The organism is Serratia sp. EC4 (assembly GCF_059652115.1).
This window is the reverse complement of record NZ_JBNIDE010000015.1, coordinates 1-13,746: the sequence shown is the minus strand read 5'-3', so window position 1 is coordinate 13,746 and position 13,746 is coordinate 1. Positions and strand designations below refer to the sequence as shown.

11 protein-coding genes and 1 pseudogene are annotated in these 13,746 nt (G+C 58.7%); 10 read left to right on the top strand and 2 right to left on the bottom strand.

Going from position 1 to position 13,746, the window contains the following annotated elements; genetic code table 11:
• From ACP39K_RS23535 to ACP39K_RS23490, 10 genes and pseudogenes are all read left to right on the top strand, one after another.
• A complete protein-coding gene (locus ACP39K_RS23535) occupies nt 1-210 on the top strand; it encodes a hypothetical protein (RefSeq protein WP_055313819.1) in 210 nt (69 codons plus the stop codon).
• The gene (gene traD, locus ACP39K_RS23530) at nt 200-2,401 is read left to right on the top strand and encodes a type IV conjugative transfer system coupling protein TraD (protein ID WP_497008927.1); all 2,202 of its coding nucleotides are present in this window, start codon (nt 200-202) and stop codon (nt 2,399-2,401) included. Before ACP39K_RS23535 ends, traD begins: the two co-directional genes overlap by 11 nt.
• On the top strand, nt 2,401-7,683 hold the full coding sequence (gene traI / locus ACP39K_RS23525; RefSeq protein ID WP_497008926.1) for a conjugative transfer relaxase/helicase TraI: 5,283 nt from the start codon (nt 2,401-2,403) through the stop codon (nt 7,681-7,683). Before traD ends, traI begins: the two co-directional genes overlap by 1 nt.
• A 78-nt stretch (nt 7,684-7,761) precedes the next feature.
• Nucleotides 7,762-7,980 carry a hypothetical protein gene (locus ACP39K_RS23520; RefSeq protein WP_497008925.1) on the top strand — a complete coding sequence of 73 codons (219 nt, stop codon included), beginning with the start codon at nt 7,762-7,764 and terminating at the stop codon, nt 7,978-7,980.
• Nucleotides 7,973-8,501, top strand: a pseudogene (locus ACP39K_RS23515) (phospholipase D family nuclease). The gene ACP39K_RS23520 and the pseudogene ACP39K_RS23515 overlap by 8 nt, the downstream one beginning before the upstream one ends.
• 13 nt (nt 8,502-8,514) lie before the next feature.
• Nucleotides 8,515-9,297, top strand: a complete 783-nt coding sequence (locus ACP39K_RS23510) for a TraX family protein (RefSeq protein ID WP_048797471.1) — start codon at nt 8,515-8,517, stop codon at nt 9,295-9,297.
• Nucleotides 9,298-9,455: 158 nt separating this feature from the next.
• A complete protein-coding gene (gene repA / locus ACP39K_RS23505; protein ID WP_071532852.1) occupies nt 9,456-9,707 on the top strand; it encodes a replication regulatory protein RepA in 252 nt (83 codons plus the stop codon).
• Between the two features lie 434 nt (nt 9,708-10,141).
• Nucleotides 10,142-11,089 (top strand): Replication protein, encoded by a 948-nt coding sequence (locus tag ACP39K_RS23500; protein ID WP_310657579.1) that lies wholly within the window; start codon nt 10,142-10,144, stop codon nt 11,087-11,089.
• A 471-nt stretch (nt 11,090-11,560) separates the two neighbouring features.
• Nucleotides 11,561-11,674, top strand: coding sequence for a replication-associated protein RepA4 (locus ACP39K_RS23495; protein WP_497008947.1), 114 nt, complete (start codon nt 11,561-11,563; stop codon nt 11,672-11,674).
• Between the two features lie 415 nt (nt 11,675-12,089).
• Entirely contained in the window at nt 12,090-12,899 is an 810-nt protein-coding gene (locus tag ACP39K_RS23490) for a lipid II-degrading bacteriocin (RefSeq protein ID WP_411262077.1), read from the top strand.
• Nucleotides 12,900-12,915: 16 nt separating this feature from the next.
• Here the strand turns inward: ACP39K_RS23490 and ACP39K_RS23485 are convergent, their stop codons facing one another.
• Both ACP39K_RS23485 and ACP39K_RS23480 read right to left on the bottom strand, forming a co-directional pair.
• Nucleotides 12,916-13,260 carry a YebF family protein gene (locus tag ACP39K_RS23485; RefSeq protein ID WP_411262078.1) on the bottom strand — a complete coding sequence of 115 codons (345 nt, stop codon included), beginning with the start codon at nt 13,258-13,260 and terminating at the stop codon, nt 12,916-12,918.
• 71 nt (nt 13,261-13,331) lie between these two features.
• A partial coding sequence (locus ACP39K_RS23480) for a DUF4113 domain-containing protein (RefSeq protein WP_497008924.1) occupies nt 13,332-13,746 on the bottom strand: 415 nt, incomplete at its 5' end.

Below are 13,746 nucleotides of genomic sequence, written 5' to 3'. Positions count from 1 at the left end.
GTGGCTAAAGCGCACAACAAGAACCATGCCACCACCCTGCGGCTGGATGACGGCGCATTGGGGCGTCTGCAGCGCATGGTGGCTGAGAATCCCTTCTACAACCCCTCGCATGTGATGCGTGGCGCCCTGCTGGCACTCAGTCGGTTGACCTACAGCGAGCGGGAAGCCTGCATTCTGGACGCGGCGAAGGGAGGCGTTGATGAGCTTTAACGCTAAGGACATGACGCAGGGCGGGCAGATCGCCTTTATGCGTCTGCGGATGTTTGCCCAGATTGGTAACCTGATCTTCTACGGCCTGTTTATCGCCTTTCTTATCGTGGCGGTCAACGTCCTACTGTGGCGCATTTCGATGCAGAACCTCACCAACGGCCTGATTTACTGGTGGGTACGAATGCTCGACAGCTGGCCCAGCATTACGCCTTCCGAGTCGGTTTATCACCTCGACTACTACGGCAAGCAGCTGGTCTACACCGCCAGTCAGGTCTTGGCCGACCGCTATGTCGTCTATTGCGGGCAACTGGTCTGGCGTGAGGCCGTGTTTGCCGCCGGCGTGGGCGTGGCGGCTTGTGTGGTGGGCGGTATCGTCACCATTTGGGTGTTGGGACGTCAGGGCAAGCAGCAAAGCCAGGACGAAGTCACCGGGGGCCGCACACTGACCGACAAGCCTGTCGACGTCGCCAAAATGCTCCGGCGCGACAACCGGGCGTCGGATATCCATATCGACGCGTTGCCGCTGGTCAAAGACTCGGAAATCAAGAATATCCTGCTACAGGGCAGCGTGGGGACCGGTAAATCGGTCACCATGCGCAAGCTGATGGACTATGCGCGGGCGCGCGGCGACATGGTGGTGGTGTACGACAAATCCTGTGATTTCATCAAGGACTACTATGACCCCAAAATCGACAAGGTACTCAACCCGCTCGATGGGCGCTGCGTGTCCTGGGATCTGTGGTCGGAATGCCTGACGCTGCAGGACTTTGAGAACGTCGCCGATATTCTTATTCCGATGAGCGGCAGCGAAGATCCGTTCTGGCAGGGTTCCGCCCGCACCATCTTTGCGGAAGCGGCCAACCGTATGCGTAACGATCCGGATCGCAGCTACGCCAAGCTGCTCAATACGCTGCTGTCTATCGACCTGCCGCGTCTGCGCGCCTATCTGGAAGGCACGCCGGCGTCGAACCTGGTGGACGGTAAAATCGAGAAGACCGCCATCTCCATCCGTTCGGTGCTGACCAACTACGCCAAATCGATCCGCTACCTGCAGGGCATCGAGTCGTTGGGTGACACGTTCACTATCCGCGACTGGATGCGCGGCGTGCAGGACGGCGGCAAAAACGGCTGGCTGTTCCTGACCTCCAACGATGACAGCCACAAATCCCTCAAGCCGCTGATCTCCATGTGGTTGTCGGTGGCTTCACACAGTTTGCTCTCGATGGGCGTCAACCTTAACCGCCGGGTGTGGATTTTTGCTGACGAACTGCCGACGCTGCATAAGCTGCCGGATCTGGTCTCACTTATCCCGGTGACACGCAAGTTTGGCGGATGTTTCGTGCTGGGTATCCAGTCGTATGCCCAGCTGCAGGACATTTATGGCGTCAAGTCGGCCGCTTCCCTGATTCAGGTTCTCAACACCCGATTCTTCTTCCGCTCCCCCGATAAGGAAACCGCAGAGTTCGCCGCCGGTGAAATCGGCGAGAAGGAGCAGAAAAAAGCCTCCGAACAATACTCCTACGGTGCAGACCCGGTCAGAGACGGGGTGTCGTTGGGTAAGGACAAAGAGCGCGAAGGGTTGGTGAGCTACAGCGATATTCAGTCACTGCCCGATCTGTGCTGTTACATCACGCTTCCTGGCCCCTATCCAGCGATAAAAATGACCCTCAAGTTCCAAAAGCGCAACCAGAAGGCCCCACCATTTATCGAGCGTAAGCTCGACCTGGAGGCAGATAACCGTCTGGAGACAGCGCTGGATGGACGTGAACTGGTGCTCGGCAATGTTAGTGCGCTCTTCGCGCCGCTGGAAGAGAGCCTTCAGACCGTGACAGCGCCGGGGACCGCCAGGATAACGGACAAAGGCGATCAGAAGCCTGTAACCGGGCAAGTTGACAGCGACAAACCGGCGATATCGACTGCGGCCAACACGACGGGGGCCGCCACGTCAGGCGGCGGTACGGAACAAGAACTCAAGCCCAGAGTGGAAGAGGCCGAGCAGTTGCCGCCGGGGATCAGTGGCGACGGCGAAGTTGTGGACATCGCACAATATGAAGCCTGGCAGGCGCAGCAGCAGGATATGGGGCAGCAAGCCATGCAGCGCCGGGAAGAGACCAACATCAATATCGACAGGCATCGGCGCGAGCTGGCTGAAGTTCATCATGGGGACAGCGAACCGGGAGATGAATTCTGATGATGAGCATTGGCCAGGTCGGACCCGCCGGTAAAGCCGGCGACTACTACACCCATCAGGACAACTATTACGTGCTGGGGAGTATGGACGAACGCTGGGTAGGTCAGGGCGCAGAAGCGTTGGGTTTAACTGGCAAGGTGGACGTCAAAGATTTCGTGGCTGTGCTGGAAGGTAAATTGCCGGACGGCAGTGACCTGACCCGCATGGTTGGTGGTGAGAATAAACACCGTCCCGGCTATGACCTGACGTTTTCGGCGCCCAAAAGTGTCTCCATCATGGCGATGTTGGGCGGCGATAAACGCCTTATTGCCGCGCATAACCACGCGGTAGAAGTCGCGGTGCGGGAGGTGGAGAAACTGGCCTCAACCCGCAGCATGAGCGAGGGTGTCTCCGAGACCAGGCTGACCGGCAACCTGGTGGCGGCGCTGTTTAACCACGATACCTCACGCGACCTTGACCCACAGATGCACACGCATGCAGTGGTGGCCAACGTCACGCAGCATGACGGGAAATGGCAGACGCTGTCCTCCGATACGGTCGGCAAAACCGGGTTTATCGAGAGTGTGTATGCGAATCAGGTGGCCTTCGGCCAGATATACCGCCATGTGCTGCGCCAGGATACGGAAGCCATGGGGTATCAAACCGAGAACGTCGGCCCGCACGGCATGTGGGAGTTTAAAGGTATGGAGAACGTGATTGACGTGTTTTCCAAACGCAACCACGCCATCGACGCTGCCGCCGGCCCTGATGCTTCGCTCAAGTCACGGGATATGGCAACCCTCGATACCCGCAAGGCCAAGGTCGCCAGCGACCCGGCCGCCCTGGCGGTCGAATGGCTGCAGGAAATGAAGTCCGCCGGCTTTGATGCCAAAGCCTATCTGGCGGAGGCGCAGTCTCGCACGATGGTGACGCAGTCTCCGACACCGCTGGAAGCGGGAGGCGACGCGCTTGTCGACCAGGCTGTGGGACAGGCCATTTCAGCGCTCTCTGACCGGCAGGTCAACTTTACGCACAACCAGGTGGCCAACAAGGCCATCAGCTACCTCTCCGGGGAGCCGGGCATGCTGGACGCGGTGCGTGACGGTATTGACCGCGCCATCGAGCGCGAGCAGCTTATCCCGCTCGACAAGGAGAAGGGCGTCTTTACCTCCGATATTCATCTGCTCGATGAACTGAGCGTGGCGCAGTTGAGCCGCACGCACCTTGACGAGAGCGCGGTGGTGATAGGCGCGCCAAAGGCTGACCCGCGCACCGGCAGCATACCAACCTACAGCGATGGCGTGCAGCAGTTGGCGCAGCATGCGCCGGCGATGGCGGTGTTGTCGGGCATTGGGGGGGCATCGGTAAACCGTTCCCGCGTGGCGGAAGTGGTGGAGCTGGCGCGTGAGCAGGGCCGCGACGCCACCGTGCTGACCGTTGACCGGCAGTCACAGCAGTATCTGCAGCAAAGCGTCCATCTCGATGAAGGCCGCGTGGTAACGCGCGCCGCGCTCGGCAGCGAGGCGCTGTTTGCGCCGAACAGCACGCTGGTCGTTGATCAGGCGGAGAAACTGACGCTCAAGGAGACCGTAGCGCTGCTGGATGGCGCCGTGCGTAACAACGTGCAGCTGGTGCTGATGGATACCGAAAAGCGCAAGGGGACGGGCAATGCGCTTGACGTCATGAAGGAGGCCGGTGTACCTCGCTATCAGTTCAGTGGCCGTCAGACTGTGCCGGCGGAGGTGGTAAGCGAGCCGGACAAGGCCCAGCGCTTCGGTCAGTTGGCCAAAGGCGTGGTGCAGGCATTGGCTGAAGACCGGTCGGCGGTCGCGCAGGTAAACGGCCCGGCCGACCAGCGGATGTTGACGGCCATGATCCGTGACGAGCTGAAAGATACCGGGCTGCTGGGACGGGAAGAGACCCATGTGGCCACGCTGACACCGGTGTGGCTGGACAGTAAAAATCGGGGTGCCATCGATACCTACCGGGAAGGCATGGTGATGGAGCGCTGGGATGCGGAGAGCCGGCAGCGCGAGCGGTTCGTTATCGACCGGGTCGGTGCGCAAACGCGCAACCTGGTGTTGCGTAACGCCGAGGGTGGAAAGCACACGCTTGCCGTCAAAGCCGTGGACAAGGACTGGTCGTTGTTCCGGGCCGGCACGATGACGGTGGCCGACGGCGAACGCCTGCGGGTGCTGGGCCAGGAAGGACGGGGAAAGGATGCGCTGAAGGCAGGCACGGCGCTGACGGTTGTTCGTGCCGGCGCCAGCGAGCTGCAGGTGCGCGTGGCCGGCGAGCCGGATGCGACGCAGAAGCCGGCGGACCGAGCGCTTGCGGTCGGCAGCGATGTTTTCAGCGCCGTCAAGGTGGCGCCGGCGTATGTGGAAAGCCTCGGCGCATCGGTGAGCAGTACGGCGGCGGTCTATGCCGCGGTGAAGAAAAACGAGCTTAACAGCGCCACGTTGAGTGGCATCGCCCGCAGTGGCGGGCATATCACCCTCTATTCAGCGCTCGATGCGCGCAAGACGCAGGAGAAAGTCGCCCAGCATCCGGCGTACCGCCTGGCAGGCGAGCAGCTCAAACAACTGGCCGGGGAGGAGGCGCTTGATGCCGCGATCGCCGGGCAAAAATCGGGGCTGTTTACTCCGGCGCAGCAGGCCATTCATTTGGCCGTTCCGACGCTGGAAGGGGATAATGTTGCGTTTGGTCAGGCCAAACTGTTCGCCGGCAGTCTCGATTTTGCGGCCAAAGGCGTGTCGATGGAGGCCATCCAGACGGAAATCGAGGCGCAGGTCAAACGCGGGGAGCTACTGAAAGTGGATGTTGCACCCGGCGTCGGGGCGGACTTGCTGGTCTCGCGCGCCAGCTTCGAGGCGGAGAAAAGCATTATTCGTCTGATCGCCGACGGCAAAGACAGTATGCCGGCGCTGATGAGTGAGTCGGCGAGAAATCAACTGGCATCGAGTCAAAGCTCGCTTACGCAGGGGCAGAAAGAGAGTGTTGACCTCATTCTCGGTACGACCGACCGATTTGTGGCCATCCAGGGCTATGCCGGTGTGGGGAAAACCACCCAGTTCAAGGCGGTACTCGCCGGGATAGAGCAGTTGCCTGAAAGCGAGCGGCCCCGCGTGGTCGGGCTGGCGCCGACGCACCGTGCGGTGGGTGAAATGCAGGCGGCCGGCGTCGATGCCCAAACGCTGGCGTCGTTCCTGCACGATGAGGGGCTGAAGGTTGCCAGCGGCGAGAAACCGGACTACCGCAACACGCTGTTTGTGGTGGATGAGAGTTCGATGGTGGGCAACAGCGACATGGCGCGCGCCTACGCGCTGATTGCCGAGGGCAACGGCCGCGCGGTGATGAGCGGTGACGAGGCTCAGCTGGAAGCGATTGCGCCGGGCGCGCCGTTCCGGCTGGCGCAGGGGCGCAGCGCAATCGACATGGCGGTCATGAAAGAGATTGTGCGGCAGACCCCCGAGCTGAAGCCGGCGGTGTACAAGATGATTGAAAACGATGTGCCCGGCGCGTTGGACGTGGTGCGCACCGTGGCGCCGGCCAACGTGCCCCGACAAGCCGATGCCTGGGTGCCGGCGCAGTCGGTCGTTGAATACCCTGCCAAGGGGCCGGATGACATTCATGCCGCGATTGTCAGCGATTACCTGGGACGCACCGAGGCGGCCCGGCGCGATACGCTGATCATCACTCACCTTAATGCCGACCGGCACATCATCAATGCCGGCATTCACCAGGAACGTAAAGCGGCGGGCGAGCTGAAGGGGGAAGCCGTCAGTCTGCCCATCCTTGAGACCGCCAATATCCGTGACGGCGAGCTGCGCAAGCTGGACACCTGGGCGCGTCACCGGGACGCCGTCGTCCTGCTGGATAACACCTACTACCGGATGGCCCACATCGACAGTCAGTCCCGTACCGTCAGCCTGCAGGACAGCGAGGGCAATACCCGGCAGTTTTCCCCGGCCAGTGCGGTGCGCGAAGGCGTCACGCTGTACAACCCGCGCACCATCGAGGTGAGCGTGGGCGACCGCATGCGCTTCTCGAAATCGGACGTCGAGCGCGGGCATGTGGCCAACAGCGTCTGGACGGTCGAAGCGATAAAAGGTGACATGGTCACGCTTTCCGATGGGCAGCAAACCCGTACCGTCAATCCCCGCGAGCAGCAACAAGACCGGCACGTCGATTTGGCCTATGCCATCACCGCCCACGGTGCCCAGGGTGCCAGCGAACGTTTTGCCATCACGCTCGAGGGGGTGGAGGGCGGACGTGAGCCGCTGGTCAACCGGGCGTCGGCCTATGTGGCGCTCTCGCGCGCCAAGGAGCACGTGCAGGTGTACACCGACAACGAAGCCGGGTGGCTGAATGCCATCGGTAAGGCGAAGGCGCGCACCACGGCCCATGATGCGGTGCTGGGGATGGCGCCGGGCAGCCAGAAAGCGGCCGCCAATCTCTACGGCAAAGCGAGCTCGTTATCCGAAAACGCGCTGGGACGCGCGGTGCTGCGCGGTAGCCAACTTACCGGCGACACGCTGGCGCACTATGTGTCGCCGGGCAAGAAATACCCCCAACCGCACGCCATGCTGCCGATGTATGACGCCAACGGCAAAGCGGCCGGCGCCTGGCTGGCGCCTCTGGCGAACACCCAGGGGAAAAGCGTCGGGGGACTGCCGACGCAAGGGCGGGTGCTCGGCAGTGACAGCGCGCAGTTCGTGGCGCTGCAGGGGAGCCGCAACAACGAGACCAGGCTGGCCGGGACGATGCAGGACGGTATCCGGCTGGCGGCACGCTATCCCGACAGTGGCGTGGTGGTACGCCTGCAGGGTGACGACGTGCCGTTCAACCCCCAGGCGATGACCGGCGGCAGGGTGTGGGTGAACGATGAGACGCTCAAGGCCACTGCACGGGAGAGCGGCGCGTCCGACAGTGCCATCACATTGCCGGAGAGCCCGGAAGAACGCCTGCAGCGTGAACTGCAGACGCAGGCCGAAAAACTGGGCCGTGAACCGAACGCCCCTGACCCGCAGCTGCTGGCTGGGCTTAACGATGAGCAGCTGCGTGCGTTGTTCGCGCGTGGCGAACTGCGCGCCGAGGACGTGAAAGCGCGTCTGCCGGAGGCGGTCATGCGGGAGGTGATGGGGCAGGATGCGGCACAGCGGGTCGATGCCGCTGTCCGCCAGGTGGCGCGCGAGCCGGTATCGACACGCAGCCGGCTGCAGCAGGATGAACAGAACCTGGTGCGGGATACCCATGCGGAGCGGGAACTGAACAAAGAGAAAACCCTGGGCGGCGACTGACGCGCTGCGCTTGTCCAACGCCGTGCGAGACAGGTGACGAGCCCCTGTCCCGCACGGCATTACCTAAAGGAAGAACGGATGAACACAACTCAAAACGTATCAACGACGCAGGGCGTCTTGTTAACCACTGCGGTCTTGCTGTCCGGGGCCGTGATGCTCTGGGGATATGTGCAGTGGGACACTCTGAGCGACCTGCCGCTGTATTGGCGCAATGCGCTCATCCCGTTGCCGCTGTTGGTCTACATGGGCATGAAGCACCTGCAGGCGCGGCTGAACAGGGCGGCCCCGCATGAATAAGGCACCGCGACTCCCCGCTCGGGTGTTTGGCGTTGCCGCCCTGGTGCTCAGCGGCTGGCTGCCGGCATCGCCCCTGTTGGCGGTGCCGGCGGTACAGGTGGGGTTTTCGCCGGAAGGGTCGGCGCAGCAGCTGGTACTGAGCGTTATCGGGGAGGCGCAGCGCGATATTCGCCTGATGGGGTACGCCTTTACTTCGCCGGAGGTGGCGCGGGGTGGCTGTCTGGGTGGTGGTCGATGCGCAGGCCAACCAGAGCGGCGCCGGCCGGGCAGCAATGAACCTGCTGGCCAACGCCGGCGTGAACGTCAGGACGGTGAACAGCTATAAAATTTTGCACGACAAGGTGATCGTCGTGGATGGCGTGACGACCGAAACGGGAAGCTTTAATTTCAGCCGATCGGCACACCGCGCCAACTCAGAAAATGTGGTGGTGCTGCGCGACATGCCGGAGGTGGCCAAACAGTACCTGGCGCACTGGCAATCCCGCTGGGCGCAGGGCCAGGACTGGCAGTCGACTTATTGAGAAAGGAAATCGGATGGCGATGTTTGATCCGCACAGCGGAAAACTGCAGCAGGTGCGCGAGGTGGTGCGCTTCACCCCCCTGCAGCAGGACGTACTGAAATTTTTGGCATTGGTGTTGATGGTTGTCGATCACGCCAACCGCGCGCTGGGGCTAAATGAGCCGGTTCTGCTGCTGCTGGGGCGGGGAGCATTTCCGCTGTTCGCCTTGTTGTGGGGGTACAACCTGGCGTCGCGGCCTGTCCGGCAGACGCAGGCGACTCGGCTGTGGATATGGGCTGTGGTTGCGCAGCCGGGCTATTGGCTGGTGATGCGTCATGACGGGCTGGCATTTACCGATCCGAATATTTTGTTCCTGTTCGCTGCCGTGACACAGGCGCTGGCCGTGGCGTCGTTGCCGATGCGCAAGGGCGCACCTAACCCGGTATTGGCCGGCGGCGTTTTGCTGGCGCTGTGGTGGGCGTATGGCGCCACAGACGGCAGTTACGGTACTGCCGGCGTTCTGTTGCTGTTGGCCAGTTATGGGCTGTGCGTTTCCCTGCCGGGGTACGTGACGGCCGTCTGGCCGGTGCGCGGTCTGGCGATCGTGGCCTGGCCGCTCTTGGTGCTGATGCTCAATGCCGAGCTGGGCGGCACGATGATGCTGGCCGGCCTGCTGCTGCCGGCAGTGCTCATCCTGGGGACGCTGCCTCTGGCGACGCCGTTCAATCAACGGCGACTGTTGCCGCGGGGGTTTTTCTTGTACGGCTATGTAGGGCACTTGTTGTTGCTGGCGTTGCTCGCCTGGTTGGTTCGATAAGACGGTAAAAAAATCGATGATGCAGAGCTCAGTATGTAGGGCAATATCCGCCAATATCATATGTTCTGGACAGAAAAGATCGCTTTGAAGCTGCTAAGCCAAGGTTTTTGTAGTAGTCTCTGCTAAATGATCCTTTTTAGATCCTTGGGGAGGCTGAAATGACACAAGCCGCAAGCGTAGTAACTTCCTCATCGAGAACGAAACGTTCCTATCGTAAGGGGAGTCCGTTGAGCGCCGCTGAACGGCAGCAAATCTCTCTGGAACGGAAGAAAAGCACACACAAAGAAGTCCGTGTTTTTGTTAGAGACTCACTCAAACATCAACTTCAAAGCATGTGTGAACGAGAAGGCATTACACAGGCAGAAATGATTGAGCGCTTGATTGAGATGGAGTCAACACGACACATTTAAAATGCAACGACATCACATTCTTGATCGTTGTAGCAGTGAGTGCTAGATTACTGATCGTTTAGCAGAATTTTTGGTTGGCCACGCCGCAAGGTGGCAGGGAAGTGGTTCCGGGAGCTGTTGCCGGAACACTAGAAAGCAAAAACCCCGATAATCTTCCTCAATCTTGGCGGAACGAGAAGAGAATCGGGGCCCTAACTAAAACTGTATAGAAGCTGTTGCTCTATGCAGGGAGTATAGTTTTATGCCTTTTAAAGGTCAACTCCTTCGGCGCAACATAAGCGCAGGGCTACTTGAATAGCCAATTTGCGAATGTTGAGCACCACATCAATGAATCCCGTGGCTCCCGGCGTGGCGAGGCTAATGCGCTTCGGCGTGGGCAACAAAAAATTCATCGTCGCTATACGCCCAATCTGTGCTGCCGGGTGCCGAAGGGCATGGCAAGCAAAGTAGTTGCTCGCATGAGCAGTCACGACTGGCGGCGTAATGATGATCTGATCGAGCTGCGCCGGCAGGGCTACATCCCATACACACAGCGAAACAACCCCGACTACCGTCCCAAACCGATGCGTATTGCCGCGCGGTCGGAGAGCCGTGAGGCGCTGACAGTGCTTTCCCTCGTGCTGGGCGCCAACTGCGACTATAACCCGGACAGCGACTACCCATTTGAGATCATGCTGCCGTTTGAAGACGTGGCCAAGGCCATGGGGGTACTGCACGTCTACGAAAGCGGCCGCAAAGCCTATGATGTGGCGTTGCACGCGCTGTCGGTGCTCGAGCAGTTGGACTATCTCATCGTGTCGCGCGGGCAGGATACCGATACCGGCCAGAACAAACCACTGCGTATCTGGCTGACAGAGAACTTCTTCACCAGCCGCGGCATCCAGGTGGACGAAATTCGCCAATGGCTGAACCAGTACCGGCTGTGGGCCATCAAAAACGGACTGACGGAAAGCCTGCGCAAGAAATACGAGCGTCACCTAGTGCGCATTGCGCATTTGGGGATCGACATTGAGCGCAAGCACTCGCTGAAAAACCGGCTGAAAAAAATCCGCCGCTGGGTGGTGAGTCCCGATCTGCAAAACATCAAGCGCAACGCGGAGCTGGTGATTGACAACGAACTGGCCAGGCGGCAACAGGACACGCAGCGGCTGGATACGCTGCTGGATGACACCGCCGCCGGCATCAAAAAGCTGGCCGCCGCCCGTCGCCAGAAGCAGAACGGTTTTTATCAGGCCTGGGTGCAGTGGACAATGGGCAGCTCGCCGCTGAAGGCGATGCAGCTGGAGAATACGCTCAAACGTGAACAGCCTGGACTGCTGAACAGTGATCCGGAGGCTTTCTACCGGTTGCTGCTGGAGCGTGCTGGCGCCATTCCAACCTAATTTTCCGAACATAGCTTGCTTTACCCTGCCTTACCCGCGGGGATTTTGTGCTGCCTGTTTCCCGCCGCTGATGCCTGGTTGGCCATTGATCCGGCCTGTTTCGGCAGATGCCGGCATGATTTTCGCGACCGCCGGCGTCGATCGGAGACGCAGACAATAGCGATCGACGAGGAATAACCCTTTAATTTCGACATTAACTTCGTAATCTGCATTAACTTCGAAAAAGTACTCAGTAATATGCTTAATTTCGAAGGTTGTTTCTGAACAAACTAAGCCCTTTAAAAAGGGAGTAACTCAACGCATCGGCTTGGGCCGTTGCTGTTGAGTGCCTCCCTCACTTCGCTCGGGCAAAAATCAACATCACCCTTAACATCCCCATCTTACTCGGCAAAACCTGAAGTAGCTCCTGCAGCAACAGCTGCAGACGAAAAACCCTGTCCCTAAGCCTAAACCGAAGAAAATTATCAGCAAATCAAACTCACCAACCTCAGCCCTACAAACCCTCTCACCACCGCTGAAAAGCGGCCCCGCCCCGGCCCAAAGGGCCGGAACAGTGTCGCTTTAAATGATGGATGTTGTAACTAGGAGTTGAGTCGCTTTGAGTAGCATCGCTGTAAGTTCTATCGTACACGCCCGTAGGCGGCCCTTATGGCCCGCCAACGCGGAGATACGCCCCGGCGGCGGCTACGCCTTGCCATGGCCACTCCGACCGCGCACACAACGATTAACGTCGCGTTTAGCAGTACTAGTCTTACAGGGCAAGGGATGGGATAGGTGAAATCTATCAAAGCAGGGCGGCTTCGCCGCGCTACCGGCGACCCTGACCTGATGGCGTTCTCTTGCCGCTCAGCTGTCGCCTCCATGCGCTAACGCGCATACCCCACTGCTGTTGTGAGAGCAAGGGCACAACACGGCTCAATCGCTATAACGGTATCGACAGGATAAATTACTGGTTGTGCATACAGTTACGCACCTTGTTTAATCAAAAGAGGAATTAACCATGAGCGATACAATCACAGTAACAACGACTCCTCCAGCCCCTGCTGCTGGTTATGGTGGTGGAATTTTGTTTGTTCCAAGCACCCCCACAGTGACTAATCAGCAGGTATTAATTCAGGTTGTTATGCCTTATTTTAGCACCCCTAAATTCTGCGTCGATTATGCTAATTTTCTTGTAAAGTACATGAATGAGCATGATCTTAATGACCCACTGACGATGCAGGTCGTATTAAACAATATCAGGAATATGTGTGCGGCTGATAATCACCTTTTAAATAATCGTGAAGCAGGTGTATGGGCAGCGTATAATAATCATCCATTAGGTGAGTTTGATTATGTAAAAAACGCATCCAGTCAGCTAACCGGCGATGTAACCACACCTATTACTGCCTGGGCGCATTATCTATGGGGGAATGGACGTGAAAGATTCGTCAACATGCAGGATGTAGGGTTCCGCATTCAACCAAATCAGATCGATCCCGTAATGAAAATTGTGAATAGCGGTGCTGTTGGAACATTCAATATTTCGGAGCGCTTTAATAGAGACACGATGCTTGATGGTATTATCCCTGCCGCTTATCTCGGGAACGTGACGCTTAAGACAGAAGGTACATTAACAATTGAAACCAGCGGAGCCTGGAATTATAACGGGGTTGTGCGCGGATATAATGATACTTACGATGCAAACCCGAGTAATTACCGTGGGCCAATCGCTGAAGCGTCAACAGTCGTCCTTAATAAAATGAAGGGGACTGAGTATCAGATCGCCCTTCCCGGTGAAATTGCCGTTCAGGGCAACGGGTTCCGTTAAGTCTCGATGGGGGCGGTTAGCCGCCCTCATTGGTGGAATACTCAATGCTGCCGTTTTTGCAGGCGTAAATGGCAAAATATTTTTTCTCGTGAGCGGGACCCCTGGCGGTAAAGGGAATCTGGTAGACATCCGATACCGATACTTCCTTACGGTCTATCAGAATATCAGGTTTTCGGGTGCCCAAATATTCAGGGTCTGCCGTCCAACGTGCCATTCTATTGTTGATGAAATCGCTCTTGATCGCCTCAATCACAGCTTCCTGCGTGTAATCGCTGCACTTTTTCTTCGGGTAAAATAACACGCCAAGAATAAGTACGGCTATTGCTACAATAAAGATGGAAAACTTCCTGTTAAGTGTCATGATCTGACCTCAGTAATGTCGATACTCGCTAAGAGTAGCACCGTTTTGTGTGCTGACGGTGAAGTAGAGCGTTATTTCAGACGCACGACAGGCACATCGTTCAGCCGCGTGGTCCAGGCCGGCGACAGCCGCTGTCGTTTCATCTTCCAGCTATCGGCCCGATCGGGAATACCCTGCCCGGCAAACCACACCGGCGCCCGGCCGTCCTGATTGAGGCTGTCGATCAGCTGCATCAGCCGATCGCTGTTTTTGCGCGGCGGTACGTCGTCAAACAGGCCGAACTGCGCCACGCGTTCGCTGGTGAAATCGCCCAGCATCACGCCGCAGCGGTGATAGCGGTGGCCAGCGATAAAGATCCGTTCGAGTGCCCGCCGTGCGGCCTGAATGATGTCACGGCTGTCCATGGTTAGGAGATTGGATCGACCATTTTTGAGATCCCTAACCATAGATCGTAGCGTGGCATACTCCCAGATGGCGGGGGGGTAG